Below are 21387 nucleotides of genomic sequence, written 5' to 3' on the forward strand. Positions count from 1 at the left end.
ACCGGGAGCGTATCGCCGAGCTCCTCAAAGGTGCGGATATGGTCTTTATTGCCGCGGGCATGGGCGGTGGTACGGGGACCGGCGCAGCTCCGGTGGTTGCCGAGATAGCCCGGGAGCTTGGCGCACTGACCGTGGCCGTGGTCACGAAGCCATTCGGTTTTGAAGGCAAGCGCAGAATGGCGATTGCCGAAGAAGGTCTTAAAGAGCTTCAGGAACATGTGGATTCGCTGATTACCATTCCCAATGAAAAGTTACTGCCAGTGCTTGGCAGTGATGTCAGTCTGCTCAATGCCTTTGGTGCTGCCAATGATGTTCTGCTGGGTGCGGTGCAGGGTATTTCTGAACTGATTACCCGTGATGGTCTTATCAACGTTGACTTTGCCGATGTTCGCACAGTGATGTCAGAAATGGGTATGGCGATGATGGGTACCGGAGTTGCCACGGGTAGCGGCCGTGCTGCAGAGGCAGCCGAGAAAGCCATCCGCAGTCCGCTGCTGGAAGACGTGGACCTGCAGGGAGCCAAGGGTGTTCTGGTTAACATTACTGCCGGCCTTGACTTTACCGTTGGTGAGTACAACCAGGTAGGCGACGTTGTAAGTCAGTTTGCGTCTAACGATGCAACCGTTGTTATCGGTACTGTTATTGACTCGGAATTAACGGACGAGCTGCGGGTAACTGTCGTGGCAACCGGTATTGGTGCTGGCGGCGTTGCCAGGGAACAGTTGAAGGTGGTTGAAAAAGCACCGCCAAAAAACAAAGACGGCACACCTGACTATGGCAGGCTGGACATTTCTCCTCTGTTGCGTGACAAAAAGAAGGAGGAAGAGGAAGTGAGTCCGCGGGAAGAAGGTAAACGGGCAGCGGTGGCGACCGGAGATAGTGTCGATTACCTCGATATACCGGCATTTCTAAGGCGTCAGGCGGATTAATCAGGGCGTATAAATGCGAACTTGTCTCAATTGTTACTTTTGTTACAATGTGACGTTGCATCCAAATAACAGGGACCTTTCAGGTCGCGGAACAGCGTTATCATGATCAGACAGCGTACACTGAAAAATATTATTCGTGCTACGGGCGTGGGCCTTCACTCCGGTGAAAAGGTTTACCTTACTCTTAAGCCTGCTCCTGTAGATACCGGCATCATTTTCTGTCGTACAGACCTTGACCCGGTCATTGAAATTCCGGCACATGCCCTGAATGTCGGGCAGACGACACTGTGCACGTCTTTGCATAAAGACGGCACCCGAATTGACACTGTTGAACACCTTCTCTCCGCCCTGGCCGGGCTGGGTATTGATAATGCCTGCGTTGAGGTCAGTGCCCACGAAGTTCCCATTATGGACGGCAGCGCTGGTCCATTCGTATTCCTGCTACAGTCCGCAGGTATCCAGGAGCAGAATGCGCCCAAGAAGTTCATTCGCATCAAAGAAGCTGTGACGGTGACGGATGGGGATAAAACGGCAACCTTCAAACCATACGACGGTTTCAAAGTAAGTTTCACCATTGACTTTGATCATCCTGTTTTCAAAAGCCGCTCCCAGACAGCGTCGATTGACTTCTCCAGTACCTCTTTTGTGAAGGAAGTCAGCAGGGCCCGTACTTTCGGTTTTATGCGTGATGTCGAGTACCTGCGTTCCCAAAATCTGGCCCTTGGCGGCAGCGTGGATAATGTGGTTGTTGTCGATGAGTACCGAATTCTCAATGAAGATGGCCTCCGCTATCACGATGAGTTTGTCAAGCACAAGATGCTGGACGCGATCGGCGACCTTTATTTGCTGGGGCATAGTTTGATTGGTCAGTTCATCGGTCATAAATCTGGCCATGAACTTAACAATAAACTGGTTAGAACATTGCTTGCCAATGAGAAATTATGGGAGATAGTGACTTTCGAAGAGGCTGAGGTTTCTCCGATCTCCTATCAGAAGCCCGTTGCTGTAACGGCCTGATGACTGCTTTTTGAATTAATGCTGATCTGTTACGTGATTTTTTGCGAGGCTGGACAATTTTAGTCTTGAATCAGGCCACAATATAATAGTGGCCTTTTTTCTAAGTAAAAAGTCTTTATCCCGAACTGGTTTCTGATAAGTGCATGTTGTTCAAGAGTACTGTTTTTTTGACCTTGAACTGTCGTTGACCGCATTAAAAAATACCGTTTTATAACGATAACATCAGTATCAGGTGGCTCCTAGGCAGAGTGGGATGTAGACGAGCGTAGCTGTAGAAGTGGGGAAATCCGTCCTCTGGTTCTGTATTTTGCATGCTCCTGAAATACAATAGTGGAGATATGCTGCGGGTTTGGCATTAAGGGTTGCTGATGAAAATTATTGTTGTTAACCAGGATCATTCTCGAACCCGAACTTATTCCGGAAGTGGAAAACGGGTAGGGGTTCTGTTTTTCTGTGCTTTTTTGCTCTCCATGGCCGTTGGTGGTGGCGCAATGTATGCCTGGTTGACCAATAACCAGGAGCACATGTTAACCAGTGAGGGCGTTAAAAACTGGAAACAGGTTCTGGATACACAGCAACAGGATCTTGGCCTGGTTCGTCAGCAGGCGCAAAACCAGCTGGATGCCCTGATGCTCAGGCTGTCTGAACTTCAGGGGCGTATGACCCGACTGGATGCCCTTGGCGAACGCCTTACCAGCAAGGCAAAACTGGATGACGGTGAGTTTGACTTCAATGAAGTGCCTGCACTGGGTGGCCCTCAGGAGTTTGCTGAAGCAGAAGTAGCCTACAGCAAGGTAAGTCTGATTGAGGCTATTGATCAATTGGCGGATCAGATCGATAACCGCGAAGAACAGCTGGACCTTCTGGATAATCTTATTGCCAACAGAACCCTTCACGACGATGCATTTCTGGCGGGGTTGCCCGTCAGAAAAGGCTGGCTCTCTTCCCGTTATGGTCGCCGTACCGACCCGTTTACCGGTAAGGGTGCCTGGCATAATGGTGTGGATTTTGCCGGTAAGCGCGGCTCAGACATTATTTCCGTGGCGGCAGGTGTTGTTGTCTGGTCAGGCACCCGCTCAGGCTTTGGGCTTCTGGTGGAGGTCAATCATGGCAATGGTTATCTGACACGTTATGCCCACAATGATGAAAACCTGGTCAAGGTCGGTGATATTGTCACCAGAGGGCAGGCCATTGCCAAAATGGGCAGTTCCGGGCGGTCAACCGGACCACATGTCCACTTTGAGGTTTTGAAAAATGGCAAGCCTCAGGACCCTTCGAGATATATCTACAGAGCAAGTAAGTAGAATTTAAGGCTGATTTTTTTCTTGCTCAGGGCGGGTATTCTTTAACTTCAGCTTTCAGTCGAGAAATACCCGCAGGTAGCGATCGAAGGCTCCGGTTTCTACCAGGAAGGCATCGTGGCCATATTGGGAGGGGTGATTGATATAGTGACAGTCCACCCGTCCCTTTAGCAGACCCTGGTACAGCTCTTGCTGTTGTTGCGGAGTGAACAGAATATCACTCTCTACCGAAATTACTGTGGTTTTAGCGGTGATTCTGCCGAAAGTGGCTGCGAGCGATTCGTATTGTTGCGTCACATCATATCGGTCCATTGCGGCGGTCAGCACCAAATAGCGATTGGCATCGAAGCTGCGGCAAAACAGATCGGCGTTATAATCCATATAGCTGTTGATTTCATCATCACGCATACCGATGTTGTTGAAACTATTGAAGCGTCGGTTCCATTCGGCGGCGTTACGATAAGTATAAAGCCCAAGCTTTCGTGCCAATCGAAATCCATTCAGCTGGGCATCCGGTTCATAATTGCCATCTTGAAAAGCCGGATCCAGCCGAATCGATTCCTGCTGGATCCGACGGTTAGCAATATTGGCCGGATATGCCTTATAGGACGAACTGGTCAACAGTAACCTTTGCACCGAATCGGGGTAAGCAATTGCCCAGGTCAGTGAAACCATAGCGCCCATTGAGTTACCGATCATGGCATACAGTCTCTCAATGCCGAGGTGGTCCAGCAATAACTTCTGACTGTGCACCATGTCTTCCATCATCACCTCCGGAAAGTCCCCTGCCCAGGGCTTGCTGGTCACCTGATTAGTGGTCACCGGACTGGTTGAACCAAAACAACTGCCCAAATTGTTGATGCAAATAACATGATACCTGTCGGTATCAATCGCTTTGCCCGGTCCCACCATGGCCTGCCACCAACCCTTTTTCGGATTGGCTTTAGTGGCAGCGACATGGGGCCCGACACTCAAGGCATGATGAATCAGAACAACATTATCCCTTTGCTTATTCAAATGGCCGAACGTTTCGTAACACAACTGCCAGTGTTCCAATACCCGGCCATTGGCAAGGGTGAACGGCTCCGTACTTGTAAACAGGCTGGAGCCGTCTTCGAGGTTCTGTATCGAATAACTCAAGACAGTATTACTTTAAAGTTTCCAGTACTTCGTCGTCTGAGCCTTCGGCTATATCATCAAACAGGAAAGTAGACATGTAACGTTCGCCGGTATCCGGCAACATGGCCAGAATGGTAGAGCCTTCAGGTGCAGTTTCAGCCACTTCAAGTGCAGTCGCAACCGTTGCACCGGCAGAGATACCACAGAAGATGCCTTCTTTGCGGGCCAGTTCAAGTGCGCTATCACGGGCAACCACATCATCAACCGGCAATACTTCATCAATAACTTCACGGTTAAGGACCGGGGCGATAAAATCCGGTGTCCAACCCTGAATCTTGTGCGGTGCCCACTCTTTGCCACTGAGCAATGCCGCACCGGCAGGTTCGGTGCAGATGATTTTGATGTCTGGACGGGCAGCCTTAAGTACTTCACCGACACCGGTGATGGTACCGCCAGTGCCGTAACCACTGACAAAATAATCCAGCCGCTTGCCGGCAAAATCCTGCAAAATTTCAGGGGCGGTGGTGTTCCGGTGATATTCAGGATTGGCTTCGTTTTCAAACTGTCGAGCCAGGAACCAGCCGTTTTTCTCGGACAACTCTTTGGCAACCCGCACCATGCCAGTACCACGCTCGGCAGCCGGCGTCAGTACAACTTTGGCACCCAGGGCACGCATGATTTTGCGTCGCTCAACAGAGAATGTTTCGGTCATAACCGCCACAAAAGGATGGTTCAATGCCGCACACACCATGGCCATGGCGATACCTGTATTACCGGAGGTCGCTTCAACGACGGTTTGCCCTTCTTCAAGTTCACCTTTTTGCCGGGCGTCGTTGATGATGGCAAATGCCAATCGGTCCTTTACAGAGGCCATAGGGTTAAAGTACTCGGCTTTCACGTAGAAGTTGATGTGTGCCGGTGCCAGGCGATTGATTTTAACGATGGGAGTCTGGCCGATTGTTTCTAAAATAGAATTGTAAATCATAAGGGTATGTCTCTTGCTGCCGCCCCGGTTGATATTTTTCTGAACTCTGTTGCCAAAGGACTGCTCAGATTCTCAGGCGCACCAGTATGCCGTCAGTTCAATACCAGTGCAAAAATCCAAACCAGCTTGAAAGCATTGAATATTTTTTACCGACTCAGCTTAATGGACAGCACAGAAATACAGCTAATATAGGTGAGACTTTGCCGTGATTGTCATAGAATGTTGGACTATTGTGCGCTTGTCTGCTCCGGCCCGGATTTGTCGGTAGGAGGACAGCTCCGGAAACAGAGTGTGAGACTGTTAACAACTTATGTTTGCTTCGTTAATTAAGAAAGTTATTGGTAGCCGGAATGACCGCCAGCTGAAACGGATGGGTAAGATTGTCAAATCAATCAATGCCCTGGAAGAAAGCCTGGCGGCTTTGAGCGACGATGAGCTGAAGGCTAAAACCGGAGAGTTTCGCGAGCGCTTCAACAAAGGCGAAACCCTTGATGACCTGTTGCCTGAGGCGTTTGCTGTGGTTCGTGAGGCGGGCAAGCGGGTGATGGGCATGCGTCATTTTGATGTCCAGCTTATTGGTGGCATGACCCTCCATGAAGGGCGCATTGCCGAGATGCGCACCGGTGAAGGTAAGACACTGGTGGCCACCCTGCCTGCTTATTTGAACGCCATTCCCGGTCAGGGCGTTCATGTGGTTACCGTGAATGATTATCTGGCCCGTCGTGATGCGAACTGGATGCGCCCGCTCTATGAGTTTCTGGGGATGAGCGTGGGCATTGTTGTTCCGCAGCAGGATCCGGAAGAGAAGCGTCAGGCTTATCAGGCGGATATCACCTACGGAACCAATAACGAGTTTGGTTTTGACTACCTTCGTGACAATATGGCCTTCCGGAAGGAAGATCGCTTCCAGCGTGATCTCTTCTTCTCCATTGTCGATGAGGTTGACTCGATTCTGATTGATGAGGCCAGAACACCGCTGATTATTTCCGGTCCGGCTGAAGACTCCTCAGAACTTTATAAAAAGATGAATCAGCTGGTTCCCAGGCTGCAACGGCAGGAGCCCATTCCTGAAGACCAGGATCCCAATACCGTTGAATTTACCGGTCATTACTCAGTCGATGAGAAGACCCGCCAGGTTGAGTTGAATGAACTGGGCCATCAGTTTATTGAAGAGCTGCTGCAACAGGAAGGTTTGTTGCCGGAAGGGGAAAGCCTTTACGCCTCCAACAACCTGAACCTGCTGCACCATGCGAACTCAGCCCTGAAAGCCCATGTGCTGTTTAACCGCAATGTGGAATACATTGTGCAGAATAATGAAGTTCTGCTGGTGGATGAGCACACCGGTCGTACCATGCCGGGCCGTCGTCTCTCGGAAGGTCTCCATCAGGCGATTGAAGCGAAAGAAGGGCTGCGCATTCAGGCGGAGAGCCAGACTCTGGCTTCCACAACGTTCCAGAATTATTTCCGGAATTATGACAAGCTCTCCGGCATGACCGGTACTGCCGATACCGAAGCGTTCGAGTTCCGTCAGATTTATGGCCTCGACGTGATTGTTATTCCTACCCACAAGGAGATGGTTCGTCAGGATGGCAATGATCTCGTCTATCTGACGATCGCGGAAAAATACGACGCCATTATTGAAGATATCAAGGAAACGGTGAAAGCTGAGCGTCCGGTTCTGGTGGGTACGGCGTCTATCGACTCTTCTGAGCATCTGTCCAAAGCTCTTGATAAAGCGGGCATTGCTCACCAGGTACTGAATGCCAAATTCCATGAGAAAGAAGCCGATATCATCGCCCAGGCTGGTCGCCCCGGTGCGGTCACCATCGCCACCAATATGGCGGGCCGTGGTACCGATATCATGCTGGGCGGTAACTGGAAGGCAGAAGTTGCCGAGCTGGGTAGCCCGGCCCAGGAGCAAATTGATCAGATCAAAGCGGATTGGCAGAAACGCCACATGGCGGTGCTTGAAGCCGGTGGTCTGCATATTATCGGTACCGAGCGTCACGAGTCACGACGTATTGATAACCAGTTAAGAGGCCGTTCCGGTCGTCAGGGCGACCCGGGCTCTTCCCGTTTTTATCTGTCTCTGGAAGACAGCCTGATGCGGATTTTCGCTTCTGAGCGGGTCAAGAACTTTATGAAAGCCCTGGGCATGGAAAAAGGTGAAGCCATTGAACACCGCATGGTGACCAATGCCATCGAAAAAGCCCAGCGTAAAGTGGAAGGTCGCAACTTTGATATTCGTAAGCAGCTGCTGGAATATGATGATGTTGCCAATGACCAGCGTAAGGTCATTTATCATCAACGGGATGAACTGCTCAGTGCAGAGGATGTTTCTTCCAGTATTGAAGCACTGCGTGAAGACGTGGTCAGTGGCCTGATCAGTCAGCACATTCCACCCCAGAGCCTGGAAGAGCAGTGGGATGTGAAAGGTCTGGAAGAGAAACTGGCCAGCGAGCTCAATGAGCGTATGCCGGTTCAGCAGTGGCTGGATGAAGATGATCGTCTGGATGAAGAGGCGCTCCGTGAGCGTATTCTCCAGGGGGTAATCGATTCCTACCGCAAGAAGGAAGAATTGGCCGGTGCTGAAGTTCTGCGCAACTTTGAAAAGCATATTCTGCTGCGGATTCTGGATGACAAGTGGAAAGAGCATCTGGCCACCATGGACCACCTGAGACAGGGTATTCATCTCCGTGGTTATGCCCAGAAGAACCCCAAGCAGGAATACAAGCGTGAGGCGTTTGAGTTATTCCAGCAGATGCTTGAGGATATCAAGTACGACACGATTCGTATTATCTCCCATGTACAGGTGCAGGAAGATGATCGAACCGCTGAGATGGAACGTCAGCGTCGTGAGGAAATGGCCCGGAGAATGCAGTTTGAGCATGCCAGGGCCCAGGGTGTAGAAGCAGAAGCAACCGGGCAGGAAGCACCTGAAGAGGAAGCACACCAGCCATTTGTCCGGGAAGGGCGTAAAGTGGGGCGGAACGATCCGTGTCCATGTGGTTCCGGTAAGAAGTTTAAACAGTGCCACGGTAAAATTGCCTGATCAGGGCAGGTAACTTAAACTGCGGGTCAGCTTTAACAGGCTGACCCGTTTTTGTTTGTGCATCAGCATCTGCTCAAGGCGTAACAACAAAATCAGTCAAGAATAAGCAGCGATATCACCAATGGAGTCAATCATGGCAACGGGTTCTGGGGAATGGGCGGCAGTGAAACCGGTCAGGGGCTTTCGCCTGGGAACGGCTATGGCGGGGATCAGAAAACCCGGCCGCCGGGATCTTGTGGTTATGAACTGGGATAAGGGCAGCTCCGTGGCCGGGGTTTTTACCCTTAACCGCTTCTGTGCGGCCCCGGTTCATTTAAGCCGTGAGCGCTTAACCGGTGATCCCCGTTACTTTCTGATTAACACCGGCAATGCCAATGCAGGCACCGGTGAACAGGGAATGGCGGCAGCCAGGCTGACGTCATCCGAGCTGGCGACGTTGTCCAGCGTTAATGAGTGTCAGGTCCTGCCGTTTTCAACCGGCGTGATTGGTGAGCAGCTTCCGGTCAATACGCTCTGTGCAGCGCTACCAGCGGCGCTGTCTGATTTGCAAGAAGATAACTGGTTGCATGCCGCTGAAGGCATCATGACCACCGATACGCGACCTAAAGGCAGCAGTCGCCAATTTCAACATGAGGGAACCACCTATACGGTCTCCGGAATCAGTAAGGGTGCCGGAATGATCAAACCCAATATGGGCACCATGCTGGCTTATATCGCAACGGATGCGGCGGTTGAACAAACGTTTTTGCAAAACCTGTTGTTGGACATTACCAACCAATCCTTTAACCGGATCACCATCGATGGTGATACATCGACCAATGACAGCTTTATGGTGGTTGCCACAGGGGCGGCTGGTAATGATCCAATCACTGCCCGAGATTCCGGGTTGGCCGGGAAGTTAGCGGTGAGCCTTCGCGAGGTGGCCGTTGAGCTTGCCCAGGCAATTGTCAGGGATGGCGAGGGAGCCACCAAATTTGTCACTGTAAAAGTGGCAGAGGCGGCCACCCATCAGGACGCCCTGGAAGTGGCTTATACCGTCGCCCATTCGCCACTGGTTAAAACTGCCCTGTTTGCCAGTGACCCAAACTGGGGGCGAATTCTGGCAGCGGTTGGCCGGGCCGACATTCCTACGCTTGAGATTGACCGTGTATCCATCTGGCTGGGGGATACCGCCATTGTTGACTGCGGCCAGCCCGCAGTGGGTTATACCGAAGAGGCCGGCCAGAAAGTGATGGATCAGGAGGACATCCTGATCAGGATTTCCCTGGGCGCAGGCCATTGCACCGAAGAGATCTGGACGACCGATTTATCCCATGAGTATGTAAAGATCAATGCCGAGTATCGCACCTGAATCCATTGCCCCAATGATTATTGACAATAGAAACGTGGTTCATGTGGCAGTTGCTGTGATTCTTGGGGACGATGGCCGGGTTTTACTGGCCAAACGTCCTGAAGATAAACACATGGGCGGATTATGGGAGTTTCCCGGCGGTAAAGTCGAGCCCGGGGAAGATATCAGGGTCGCCCTGAGCCGGGAACTTCGCGAAGAGCTGGATATCGGCGTTGCCACTTTTTCACCACTCATCAAAATTCGCCATGACTACCCTGATAAGTCCGTATTACTGGATACCTGGGTGGTCAGTGGTATTCAGGGCGAGCCGAAAGGTAATGAAGGTCAGTTGATTCGGTGGGTTGAGAAGGATTGTCTTAATGACTATGAGTTTCCTGAAGCCAATAAGGTGATTCTCCGGGCGCTGCAACTTCCTGACCATTATATGATTACCGGGCATTTTGCGGAAAAAGAAGCACTCTTTAACAGCGTTTTGGCAGCGCTGGATAACGGTATTCGCCTGATTCAATTTCGGGCTCATTGGCTTGAGGCGGGTGACTATCTCCGGCTGGCACGGGAACTATCAAGTTTCGTTCTGGCCGCTGGTGGGACGCTGATCATCAAAGGGGATCTCTCCCTTTTGTCAGAGTCATGGTGCCATGGACTGCATTTGACCTCCCGTCAGCTGGGTTTGCCGGTTAAACCTGAAAAGCGCCATAGCGGCCAGCTTCTGGTCGCCTCATGTCACGATAAGGCGCAGATCAAAGCGGCTGAGGCAATGGCGGTGGACTTTATTACCCTGTCACCGGTCAAGGCAACCGCTTCCCATCCTGAGGCCAGCCCTCTTGGGTTGGAGCGGGCTAAAATGCTGACTGGCATGGCAAAAGTCCCTGTGTTCTGGCTTGGGGGGATGAATCCAGAAGATGCGCATCTTGCCCGGCAGCTGGGTGCCCGGGGAATTGCCGCCATTCAGGCTTTTTGGGGCTGATTTTCTCTGGCTTCGGAACGCCTGATCAGAGCTATAGGGCCTATCAATTATTGGTCAGTTTTGCTTTTATTATGATTTTTAAATAACTAGAAATTATTTAATTTCTAAAAATTATAACTGACTATTGAACCAACTCATAATTTTCCTCTCTAAAACACCAGTATCACTTAAAAAAATCACAAACAACCAATAGAGGAAGTTATTATGCCTAGTTCAATCGGTGCACCTGCACCTCAAGTAATCGTTGTGGAACCCCACAAAAGAGATTGGACCATCGTGAGATGGTGCCACAAAGTTGCCGATAGTGTTTCCAGAAAATTTGACGAAGGAAGTACATTCGGAAAATGGCTTGGACGTGCAGTTGCAGCAGTCTTTGTGCCTTTTGGAATCTTGCCTTCCCTGGTTGGTGATGCCATCCACGGTATTAGAGGTAAAGACCTTTCTGACAGGCGTGTTGAAACCACACAGGCAGTTGAAAAGAAAATTCCAACCATGGAAGAATTTGCGGCCCTGAAAGCGGATAAAGAAGCACTGATAGCGGATAAAGAAGCACTGCTTAAGAGGGTTTCTGCTGCAGAAGCGGATGCCAGGCAAGCAAAGCTTGAAAAAGAGGACCTTAATATTTGTGCTGAAAGTCAAGCTGACGCTCTGGTTCGTATTGCTCATGAAGAAAAGCAAGAGCTTTTAAAGAAGGCACAGGATAAATTCAATAAAGAGCGCGAATCTAAAGTTCGTTGTATCCGTAGGCAGCATAAGGAGCTTCAATTCAACGGCGTAAGATTAAAACGGCAGGAAAGAATACTGAAAGAACTGCAGACGGATCGGGAAAACTACAAGGCTGTTGCTATTCATCATAAGAATAAAACTGAAAGTTTAAGGAGTATCGTAGGTATTAATTTTCTACATGCTTTCAGAGAAACAAATAGGTCTATTTCTACGGAGAAAGAGTTGGTAAGGGAACAGAAAATAACCCGTTTTATGGCAGAAGAGTTGACGAAGGAACGGCAAAAAACCTGGCAAGAGAAATATCTGAATGACCTTTTTAAAGATTTCAAAGTTAAGCATGATTCGAAAGATTCGAAAGATTCGAAAGATGTGCTGGCTGAGGAAAATTTGGTAAGTCGTGAAGAGTTGCAAAATTTAGATATTAACTCTGTTGTAAAGGTTGAAATGAATGAGGATGGGAAGGATCCAATCTTTAACCTTACCGTTTTAGCGCCGGGGGCTGTTAAGAGGGTTGTTAGTATCAATTTAAGCCAGTTGAACATTTTGTTGGATCGCATGGATCAATTTTATAATGAAAGGGTGGATTTTGAAGAAGGTGTTCATGTTGCCTTTAAGGCTCTGGAGGAGTGTGCCAGGGAATCAGAGTCAAAAATTAATGGTCTTGGGCAGATCAACGAAGAGGATTTTGACTCGCATTCCGTCGATGATAATGCAGGTAAAGCTGAAGGCATTGAAGGCATTGAAGGCGGTGAAGGTGAGCAGCCTTTGTCGTTTGATAATTCTGCCCTGTATTTTCAACCGGAAGAACCTGCTGTGATCCTCTTGTCTCCGCTGGGTCAAAATGCCACTGGAAACCAACCTGGTGCAGAGGTTTCTGTTGATAAGCAAGATTCGGAATCTGTGAAGACTAATAATGGTGAAGAGGGGGTATAAATCTTCGCGACTCACCTGATCTCAAGCCATCGTTTGCCCATGGCAGCAAAGCTTGAAAATTAGTGCCATAAACCGGGGATATCCCCGGTTTTTTTATTGGCTTGCATGTCGTCTTGAGCGTCAACAGGCCCTGAACATGACTACTTAATGCCGGGTGGGCACCTCATCAAGCTCCTGGGACATCAGGTCATCAAAGGCCGGATCACCCGGAATGGTATGTTCTTCTTTTGCCCAGGCACCAAAGTCAATCAGCTTGCAGCGTTCTGAGCAAAAGGGACGGTACTTGCTTTCGGGAACCCACTTCACGGCTGTTCCGCACTGTGGGCATTTAACGGTTTTGGTCATGTGCTAGCCAGATAGACTTGGAAAAGGTATATCGCCTCAATTCACCACAGGTGGCTGTGGCGGAGGTGCGTCCTGAATTTTGGGTTTGGAGCTGCCAATCAGGCCGAAGGTCAGGGTGCTCCAGATGGATGGATCCACATCTTCAAACACCTTGTATCCTACAAAATTGCCATTCTTGTCCAGTGCCGGGTGGTTCGGGTAGTTCAGCCTCAACACCTCCAGGGCCTCACCGGCGGGTTCTGGCAGTTCCAGATGTTGATAGCCTTCGACCATTATGGCCAGGGCTTCGGGAACGGCAGGTGTCTGTTGCATATTCTCGACAACATAGCGCCCACGGTTGACCGCAGCGACATAGGCCTTACGTTTCAGATAATAGTTAGCGGCATGAATTTCATACTCGGCCAGCCGGTTACGGAGGGCAACCATGCGCTGGCGGGCATCCGGCACGTATTTACTCTCGGGGTAACGGCTCAGCAATTCAGAAAACTCGTTAAATGATACCCGGGCCTGGCCAGGGTCACGGCGGGTCAGATCCATTGGCAGGTATCGCTCCAGCAGACCCATGGACGCAGTGTTGGACGCCAGCCCTTTGATGTAATAGGCGTAGTCTGCATCAGGGTGTTGCGGGTGCAGGCGGATAAAACGGTCAGCGGCAGCCCTGGAGGCTTCCGGCTCGGCATTTTTGAAATAGGCGTAAATGATATCCAGTTGTGCCTGTTCAGCAAATGAACCAAAAGGATAGCGGGACTCCAGGGTTCTCAGAGATTTAATGGCTTCGGAATAGCGACCGTCCTCAAGCGCCTTGCTGGACAGTTGGTAAAGCTCAGGCTCAGACAGGGCTTCCGGGAGTTGCTCTTTATTTTCGGTGGATGCACAGCCCGCCAGAAGGATAGTGGCAAACACCATCAAAATGGATCTGGTGAGAAACGGGGGCAGTACCCTGGGCAATTTTGCAGTCAAGATGGTCATGGTGTTGATTGGTTTCCGTACTTGTCCCGTGCTCTTTACACATCATTTTCTGTCGCTTTCGACAACCACTCAGGCTTCAGAGTCTTCTTGTGATAAACTCTTCAAACCGATAAAAAGACTTACTAAAGCTGCATTTAAACATAGTCTGCCGGAAAACGAAAAGACAAGATTTTACGGCGTTCTGGTTACAGGTATGTGCGGTTTGCGTTGTCGGTACTGAAAGTAGATTTATGAACTGAGTGTTGCTGAATGGGCGAAGTTACTAAACATGTCATCAAAGAGAGTGTCACGGTGCCTGATGATCAGGGTGGTCGTCGATTTGATCAGATAGCGGCGGCCTGTTTTCCGGAGTTTTCCAGGGCCCGGCTTCAGGAGTGGATTCGTGAGGGCTTTCTGGTGGTGGATGGCGATGCCCGAAAACCAAAAGAGAAGCTCTATGGCGGGGAACAGTTATCTCTGTCCGTTGAGGTTCAGCCTGAAGGGCAATGGACGGCGGAAAATATCCCGTTGAACGTTGTTTATCAGGATAACCATATCATGGTGATCAATAAGCCAGCAGGTCTGGTGGTGCATCCCGCTGCAGGAAATTATACTGGGACGCTGCTCAACGCCCTGTTGTATCACTATCCGGATAATGCAGCGTTGCCCCGGGCTGGCATTGTCCACCGGCTGGATAAGGATACCACCGGCCTGATGGTGGTTGCCCGTTCCCCGGCAGCGCACACCGACCTTGTTGCACAGCTGCAGGATCGTACGGTTCATCGCGAATATGAGGCGGTTGTGCGAGGGGTAATGACGGGAGGGGGTGTGGTTGATGCACCGATCGGCCGACACCCGCAAAACCGCTTGAAGATGGCCGTTGTGCGCGGTGGCAAACCGTCTGTTACCCATTACCGGGTAGTGAAACGTTATAAGGCGCACACCCATATCCGACTTAACCTGCAAACGGGCAGAACTCATCAGATCCGTGTGCATATGAGTCACCAGCACTTCCCCCTGGTGGGTGATGACCTTTACGGTGGGGGGCTTAAGTTGCCCAAGTCATGCCCGGCTGCGTTGGAAGTCGTTCTGAGAGCATTCAGACGACAGGCCCTTCATGCCCGTCAGCTTGGTCTGATACATCCGGCCACGGGTGAGTATATGGAATGGGAGGTGCCCCTGACCGATGATTTCCAAATGTTATTGGACAGTCTGGCTGCCAATGAGCCGCTCTCAGATTAAGGCAGAGGAGAATGTGAGTGAGCAGTGAGCGCTTCCTCTGGGCCGACTGGCCTGCACCGGAGGGTGTTAAAGCGTTAGTGACTACCCGAAAGGGTGGGCTGAGTGACGCTGGTTTTTCCAGCTTCAACCTCGGGCTCTACTGTGGTGATGATCAGGACACGGTTCGGGCAAACCGGCAGCGACTGGAGCAGGACCTTGATCTGACAACATCCCCGCTGTGGTTAAGACAGGTGCATGGTGTTGCCGTTGCTGATGCCAATGCTGATCAGCAGGAAACGGAAGCAGATGCTTCGGTTTCCCGCCAACCGGGAGCAGCCTGTGCTGTGCTGACGGCAGACTGTTTACCGGTTCTGTTCTGTAACCTGGAAGGAACGGTGGTCGCGGCCGCTCATGCTGGCTGGAAAGGGTTAGTGGGCGGGGTTCTTGAAGCGACGGTGCATTCCATGGCAGTGCCACCCCAAACCGTTATGGCCTGGCTGGGGCCTGCCATCGGTCAGCATAATTTTGAGGTTGGACCGGAAGTCAGGGAGCAGTTCCTGGCGGAAGATGCTGGTTGCTCTGAAGCATTTATTCCCGGCCGTGGTGATCGCTGGTTTGCCGATCTTTATTTGCTGGCGCGCAGGCGGCTGAGCAGGCTTGGCATTAACAAGGTGTACGGTGGTGAGTTCTGTAGTTATGACCAGTCTGATCTTTTCTATTCTTACCGTCGCGATGGAAATGCGTCGGGAAGGATGGCCTCCCTGATCTGGAGAGTGCCATCTCTGGCCTGATACAGACCTCCCCGGAGCCTTTTGCCTTCCCGCTTAAATGTTTCCTGCTTCTGTTTCGGGGAGGGGAAAGGTTCATTCAGGAATGGGGGGGAGTGGTTTGGTATAGGTGCGGTTAGCAGTCCAATGGTGGTCATGGGATTCTGAAGCCTATTGTTTATCGGTGTCGGGTTTGATCAGACAACGGTTGTCTTGTGGGTAACAGTTATCTGCTGGCTCAGATATCGGTTGGAAAGTGCTCATAAGGGGCGTCTCTGGTGCTGGTTCTACTTTGCGAACAGCCAGTTCGATCCATTGGCTTTCTGAGGGTACTTGCGCAATGGATGTTTTTCTTACGAAGTCTCCGGTCAGGTTATCGAAACTTTGTAAATGCCGGGTTGGTGAACTTATTGTTGCTATTTGTCCGTGTTTAAACTGGTTAATGGTGTTTGGTGGTTTTTTTTGGTAGGCATCTGTTGGAGTCGAAACATTTTGAGGGTTTTGCCGGTTGAAATTTAACCGGCTGATCCCAGCTAAACAGTTCATCAGTTCATTCTCATTATGGTGGGTTCAAAAAGAGCAGACTGGCAATAAGCGTGATTGGTTCCTGTTGATTAAATAAAAAGATGTTTTCGCAGTTACGATTTACTGTTCATCCTTGAAATGCCACACACCAGCACTATATAGATACCTAACCATATGAAATCATCTGTTTCTGGCTATTTAAAAGTAAAAACCGGAAGTGAGATCATGAGTAGGAGAAGGTCATTATGAGAATGGATCGGCTGACCAGCAAACTCCAGTCAGCTCTGTCTGATGCCCAGTCTCTGGCTATTGGCAAAGATAACAGTCAGATTGAGCCCGTCCACCTTTTGCTTGCGCTCATCGACCAGAAGGGAGGCTCGGTCAAGCCTCTGCTGATGCAGGTCGGCTTTGATGTGAACACCCTTCGTGGTGAGCTGACCGACATGCTGGAACAGCTGGCCAGGGTGTCATCGCCGACCGGTGATATTCAGACGTCCCAGGCCCTCTATCGAATGCTGAACCTTGCGGACAAAAAAGCACAGCAGGCCAGTGACCAGTTTATTTCCAGTGAAACCATGCTGCTGGTCATGATGGAAGACAGTGGTCCGCTGGGCAAATTACTGAGCAGTCAGGGAGTCAGCCAGAAAGCGCTGGAAAACGCTATTAAAAATATTCGCGGAGGCGCGTCTATTGACGACCCGAATGCGGAAGATTCCCGAAACTCCCTGAGCAAATACACCATTGATCTGACCGAACGTGCAGAAGTGGGTAAGCTGGATCCGGTCATTGGCCGGGATGATGAAATCCGGCGGACGATCCAGGTTCTGCAACGAAGAACCAAAAATAATCCGGTGATTATTGGAGAGCCGGGCGTCGGTAAAACCGCCATTGTTGAAGGACTGGCCCAGCGTATCGTCAATGGTGAAGTGCCTGAAGGTTTGAAAGGAAAAAGGCTGCTATCGCTGGATATGGGCGCATTGATCGCTGGTGCCAAGTTCCGTGGCGAGTTTGAAGAGCGGCTGAAGTCAGTGCTGAATGACCTGGCCAAACAGGAAGGTCAGATCATCCTGTTTATTGATGAAATACATACCATGGTGGGTGCCGGTAAAGCGGATGGGGCCATGGACGCCGGGAACATGTTGAAACCTGCGCTGGCCAGGGGCGAGTTGCATTGTGTCGGTGCCACGACCCTCGATGAGTACAGACAATATATTGAGAAAGACGCGGCCCTTGAAAGGCGTTTCCAGAAGGTGCTGGTGGATGAGCCCACGGAAGAGGATGCCATCGCCATTCTCCGTGGCCTGAAGGAACGCTATGAGGCGCATCACGGGGTTGATATTACTGATCCGGCCATTATTGCTGCGGTCAAACTGTCCCAGCGTTATATCACTGATCGACAACTGCCGGATAAGGCGATTGATCTGATTGATGAGTCCGCCAGCCGTATTCGGATGGAAATGGACTCCAAGCCGGAAGCCATGGATCGACTGGAACGTCGCCTGATTCAACTCAAAATAGAACAGGAAGCCCTGAAGAAAGAAGATGATGAAGCGTCCAGGGAGCGTCTGGCCAGGCTGAATGAGCAGGTTGGTGAACTGGAGCGCGAGTACTCTGACCTGGAAGATGTCTGGAAAGCAGAAAAAGCCCAGTTGCAAGGGGGGCAGAAGCTGCGTGAAGCAAAAGAAAAACTGTTGATTGAGCTGGAAGCCGCCAGACGGGCAGGGGATTTAACCAAAATGTCTGAAATTCAGTATGGCACCCTGCCGGAACTGGATAAACAGCTGGCCCAGGCGGATGCCCTGGAAACCGGCGAACATCAGCTGCTGAGAAACCGGGTAACGGAAGAAGAGATTGCCGAAGTGGTGTCCAAATGGACAGGCATTCCGGTTGCCAAGATGCTGGAAGGCGAGAAAGAGAAGTTGCTGCGTATGGAGGATGCGCTCCATAAACGGGTGGTTGGCCAGGATGAGGCAGTGATTGCGGTTGCTAATGCGGTGCGGCGCTCCCGGGCCGGGTTAGCGGACCCCAACCGCCCTAACGGCTCCTTTATGTTCCTTGGCCCAACCGGTGTTGGTAAGACTGAGCTGTGTAAGGCGCTGGCTGAATTTCTGTTTGATACGGAAGATGCCATCGTCCGTATCGACATGTCAGAGTTTATGGAGAAGCACTCGGTTTCCCGCCTGTTAGGTGCGCCTCCGGGGTATGTAGGTTATGAGGAAGGTGGCTACCTGACCGAAGCCGTACGTCGTAAGCCGTACTCTCTGGTGTTGATGGATGAAGTTGAGAAGGCGCATCCGGATGTTTTTAATATTCTTCTGCAGGTATTGGAAGATGGTCGTCTGACCGATGGTCAGGGGAGAACGGTAGACTTTAAAAATACCGTTATTGTCATGACATCAAACCTGGGGTCTGACCTTATTCAGACCTTCCAGAACAAAGAGACCGGTGAAACCGATTTTGAACAGCTGAAGAGTACCCTGATTGAGGTGGTAGGCACGCACTTCCGGCCAGAGTTTGTTAACCGGATTGATGAGGTAGTGGTATTCCATCCGCTGGGTGCCAGCCAGATCAAATCCATCGCCAGCATACAGTTGGCTAACCTGGATCGCAGGCTGGCGGACAATAATCTACGGCTGGCGCTTTCTGATGAGGCAATGGATCAGCTGGCAGAAGTCGGTTTTGACCCGGTGTATGGTGCCCGGCCATTGAAACGGGCTATTCAACGGAGCATAGAAAACCCGCTGGCTGAAGCTATTCTATCTGGTCGATATAAACCAGGTGATACCATTAACGTGGCAGTGCAGGATGGGGCGCTGGCGTTCTCCTGATTGAGAAAACTACGGATTGAACGATTTTCCACCAGGACTTACGTTAGCGGGTATTTTTTTCAAGGGAAGGGACTGCCTGCTTCCTCAGGATACTCTTCCTCTGTTTTCTGCAATAGGATTTGCATAGAGGTATTTATATGTATCCAGTGGTTGTATCCGATCTTGATGGAACTCTGCTCACCAAACAGCATGAACTTTCTCCCAGAACCCGTGACGTCATTCGGTGCCTGAGTGAGAAAGGTATCAAATTTATTTTTGCCACTGGCCGCCACTTTCAGGATGTTGAAAGAATAAGATCACAGCTTGGCGTGGATATGTATCTGATCACCAGCAATGGTGCCAGAGTGCATAATCCGAAGGGCGAAATGATTGTTCAGCACGATATTAACCCCGAATTTGTGCAGCCATTATTGTCCCTGCGAAAACCCTTTGCAGATAAGGTTCATACCAGCGTTTATCAGGGAGAGCAGTGGCGGGTTGAGGTTGAGCATAAGGACCTACATGGGTTCAGCAAGGCGAGCGGCTTTACCTATCATATGGCTGATTTTGATGCGGTTGAAACCAGTGCCATCCAGAAGATCTTTTTTGTTGCGGAATCCCACGCTGACTTATTGCCACTGTCTGACCGGGCCCGTGAACTTTACGGTGATCAGTTTTATATGACCTACTCTCTGCCGGAGTGTTTTGAAATTATGGCACCGGGCGTTTGCAAGGGGACAGCACTGGAAGAGGTGCTGAAGCTGAAAGGTTATGGTCTGCAGGATGCCATCGCTTTTGGTGATGGTATGAATGACTTTGAGATGCTGTCCAGCGTCGGCAAAGGTGTGGTGATGGGTAATGCTGACCCATCGCTGGTGAACAGTCTGCCGGGACTTGAGCGTATTGGTCATTGTGATGACCACTCGGTGGCTGAGTACCTGGCGAAGCTCTACGGCCTTTAACTATTTCCTGTTGGTGGTCCTGGCGCATGGCTGCTTTGGCATAGCCAGCAACGGTGACCACCGTCTTCCTCGTCAGCCGTGCGCTGGCTTGTCAACAGCTTTACATCATCGTTGTTCATATCTATTGCATTTCTTTATGCTGGGTTGACATAAACCCTGGGCAGTTCATGTTATAGCGGAACTTTTACAAGAAAGAACAGTCCTAGCTTGTGATTCAATTATTCAATTATTCAATTATTCAATGACTGACCCATATTTTAACTCTCACTCCTTATATTTGGAGTTTCACAAAGCCTATGAGTCTGTTATGTCGAGCAATGGATTGGTTGTGCATGGCTGGCCGCAACATAGAGGTTTAGCATTTGGGCGGCCGGTTGAACAAACTGCACCCGTCAAGTATTTAAACCCCTTGATTCCATGTGGTGCAAGCTTCAATAGCCCATTCAGTGATGTTCATTTTAAAAACATGCCAGTCAATGTTGTTGCTTCTCATGAATCTGAACAAAGTGAACTGCCAGGCTCATCATATACACCCGGTGCATACCAACAAATCGGCCAAAATACTAAAGCGCTTACCGGTCAATCAGAAATAAGAATTGATCGGGTTTGGAGTATGGCCGGTGATGCGAATGCTCACTTATACGCCATTAATGCTAATCATCCCCCACCCACCGCAACATTGACAGGCACTGTAGGAAATAATGTTTCAGGTTCAGGGGAATTCACCTCGCAAAGCTTATCAGTTGCTGATGTTCAGCACACTCCCGATGAACCTCTGGCCACTATCCCTGATAAGACTTACCAGAAGGGTTGCACAAGGTCAGAGAAAATGAAGGCTTACCAGAAGACTTACCGTCAGTCTGAGAAGGGGAAGGCTTACTACAGGGCTTTCTTCAAGGCTTACCGTCAGTCAGAGAAGGGGAAGGCCTACTACAAGGCTTACCGCAGGTCAGAGAAATATAAGGCTTATCGTAAGGCTTACCAGAGGTCTTACCGCACGACTAACCAGAAGGCCAACGAACAGTCCAGTGAACCGGCGAAGGCTGCCCAGAGAATTCATGAGGAGTCTGTTAAGCTAAAGGCTTTCAAGAAGGATTGCCGGAAGGCTTATGTAAGGAATTACCAAAAGGCTTACCGAAAGGCTTACTATCCGGTATTGAAGAATACCGGCGATATAGAAAAAGCCAGAATCGCTGGCAGGCAAGCTACTGCCTTTGTAAAAGAAGCGAATAGAGCAAGAAAGATGAGTCTGAAGCAAACTCCATTGCCCTCCCCACCTGCCCGGTTTTCAAGCTGACTGAATCAAAGGGGAACTTTTTAAGTAAAGAACAGTCATAATCTCCAGCTACTCCCGATGAATACACGTCAGCTGCCACAACCAGAAAACTGACATACTCATAATTTCTGAAAACACAAGAGAACCCTCAACTTT

The 21387-nt window shown here is 50.3% G+C and carries 17 protein-coding genes; 12 read left to right on the plus strand and 5 right to left on the minus strand.

Annotation, left to right across the window (positions count from 1 at the left end; translation table 11 throughout):
* The 3 genes from ftsZ to ACO6UY_RS21670 all read left to right on the plus strand — a co-directional run.
* Window positions 1-929 (plus strand): cell division protein FtsZ (gene ftsZ / locus ACO6UY_RS21660; protein WP_422491195.1); only part of this gene is annotated, 929 nt, incomplete at its 5' end.
* Window positions 930-1031: 102 nt separating this feature from the next.
* Entirely contained in the window at window positions 1032-1946 is a 915-nt protein-coding gene (lpxC, locus tag ACO6UY_RS21665; RefSeq protein WP_422466574.1) for a UDP-3-O-acyl-N-acetylglucosamine deacetylase, read from the plus strand.
* 368 nt (window positions 1947-2314) lie between these two features.
* Complete coding sequence (locus ACO6UY_RS21670) at window positions 2315-3250, plus strand: M23 family metallopeptidase (RefSeq protein ID WP_422466572.1); 936 nt, start codon at window positions 2315-2317, stop codon at window positions 3248-3250.
* A gap of 54 nt (window positions 3251-3304) precedes the next feature.
* Here ACO6UY_RS21670 and metX read toward each other — a convergent pair whose 3' ends face one another.
* On the minus strand, window positions 3305-4387 hold the full coding sequence (gene metX / locus ACO6UY_RS21675; protein ID WP_422491197.1) for a homoserine O-acetyltransferase MetX: 1083 nt from the start codon (window positions 4385-4387) through the stop codon (window positions 3305-3307).
* A gap of 7 nt (window positions 4388-4394) precedes the next feature.
* Entirely contained in the window at window positions 4395-5351 is a 957-nt protein-coding gene (gene cysK / locus ACO6UY_RS21680; RefSeq protein WP_422491199.1) for a cysteine synthase A, read from the minus strand.
* 310 nt (window positions 5352-5661) lie between these two features.
* Here cysK and secA point away from each other — a divergent pair, with 310 nt between their 5' ends.
* The 4 genes from secA to ACO6UY_RS21700 all read left to right on the plus strand — a co-directional run bounded on the left by secA (window position 5662) and on the right by ACO6UY_RS21700 (window position 12380).
* Window positions 5662-8403, plus strand: coding sequence for a preprotein translocase subunit SecA (secA, locus tag ACO6UY_RS21685; RefSeq protein WP_422450959.1), 2742 nt, complete (start codon window positions 5662-5664; stop codon window positions 8401-8403).
* A gap of 133 nt (window positions 8404-8536) precedes the next feature.
* Window positions 8537-9754 carry a bifunctional glutamate N-acetyltransferase/amino-acid acetyltransferase ArgJ gene (gene argJ / locus ACO6UY_RS21690; protein WP_422461849.1) on the plus strand — a complete coding sequence of 406 codons (1218 nt, stop codon included), beginning with the start codon at window positions 8537-8539 and terminating at the stop codon, window positions 9752-9754.
* Between the two features lie 13 nt (window positions 9755-9767).
* A complete protein-coding gene (locus ACO6UY_RS21695; protein WP_422491200.1) occupies window positions 9768-10721 on the plus strand; it encodes a Nudix family hydrolase in 954 nt (317 codons plus the stop codon).
* 204 nt (window positions 10722-10925) lie between these two features.
* The gene (locus tag ACO6UY_RS21700; RefSeq protein ID WP_422491201.1) at window positions 10926-12380 is read left to right on the plus strand and encodes a hypothetical protein; all 1455 of its coding nucleotides are present in this window, start codon (window positions 10926-10928) and stop codon (window positions 12378-12380) included.
* A gap of 144 nt (window positions 12381-12524) precedes the next feature.
* Here ACO6UY_RS21700 and yacG read toward each other — a convergent pair whose 3' ends face one another.
* The gene (gene yacG, locus ACO6UY_RS21705) at window positions 12525-12725 is read right to left on the minus strand and encodes a DNA gyrase inhibitor YacG (protein ID WP_422450966.1); all 201 of its coding nucleotides are present in this window, start codon (window positions 12723-12725) and stop codon (window positions 12525-12527) included.
* Between the two features lie 36 nt (window positions 12726-12761).
* Window positions 12762-13694 (minus strand): outer membrane protein assembly factor BamD, encoded by a 933-nt coding sequence (locus ACO6UY_RS21710; RefSeq protein WP_422491202.1) that lies wholly within the window; start codon window positions 13692-13694, stop codon window positions 12762-12764.
* 249 nt (window positions 13695-13943) lie between these two features.
* On the opposite strand from ACO6UY_RS21710, the gene rluD reads away from it, so the two are divergent.
* On the plus strand, window positions 13944-14915 hold the full coding sequence (gene rluD, locus ACO6UY_RS21715; protein ID WP_422450968.1) for a 23S rRNA pseudouridine(1911/1915/1917) synthase RluD: 972 nt from the start codon (window positions 13944-13946) through the stop codon (window positions 14913-14915).
* 17 nt (window positions 14916-14932) lie between these two features.
* Complete coding sequence (gene pgeF / locus ACO6UY_RS21720) at window positions 14933-15685, plus strand: peptidoglycan editing factor PgeF (RefSeq protein ID WP_422461855.1); 753 nt, start codon at window positions 14933-14935, stop codon at window positions 15683-15685.
* Between the two features lie 147 nt (window positions 15686-15832).
* Here the strand turns inward: pgeF and ACO6UY_RS21725 are convergent, their stop codons facing one another.
* The gene (locus ACO6UY_RS21725) at window positions 15833-16207 is read right to left on the minus strand and encodes a hypothetical protein (protein WP_422450970.1); all 375 of its coding nucleotides are present in this window, start codon (window positions 16205-16207) and stop codon (window positions 15833-15835) included.
* A 224-nt stretch (window positions 16208-16431) separates the two neighbouring features.
* On the opposite strand from ACO6UY_RS21725, the gene clpB reads away from it, so the two are divergent.
* The 3 genes from clpB (at window position 16432) to ACO6UY_RS21740 (ending at window position 21252) form a co-directional block, all read left to right on the plus strand.
* Window positions 16432-19014 carry an ATP-dependent chaperone ClpB gene (gene clpB, locus ACO6UY_RS21730; RefSeq protein WP_422450971.1) on the plus strand — a complete coding sequence of 861 codons (2583 nt, stop codon included), beginning with the start codon at window positions 16432-16434 and terminating at the stop codon, window positions 19012-19014.
* 137 nt (window positions 19015-19151) lie between these two features.
* Window positions 19152-19955 carry a Cof-type HAD-IIB family hydrolase gene (locus tag ACO6UY_RS21735; RefSeq protein ID WP_422450973.1) on the plus strand — a complete coding sequence of 268 codons (804 nt, stop codon included), beginning with the start codon at window positions 19152-19154 and terminating at the stop codon, window positions 19953-19955.
* Between the two features lie 613 nt (window positions 19956-20568).
* Window positions 20569-21252, plus strand: a complete 684-nt coding sequence (locus ACO6UY_RS21740) for a hypothetical protein (RefSeq protein ID WP_422450974.1) — start codon at window positions 20569-20571, stop codon at window positions 21250-21252.
* The last annotated feature ends 135 nt before the right edge of the window (window positions 21253-21387 follow it).

The organism is Endozoicomonas sp. ALE010, from assembly GCF_049310165.1.
Taxonomy (GTDB): domain Bacteria; phylum Pseudomonadota; class Gammaproteobacteria; order Pseudomonadales; family Endozoicomonadaceae; genus Endozoicomonas.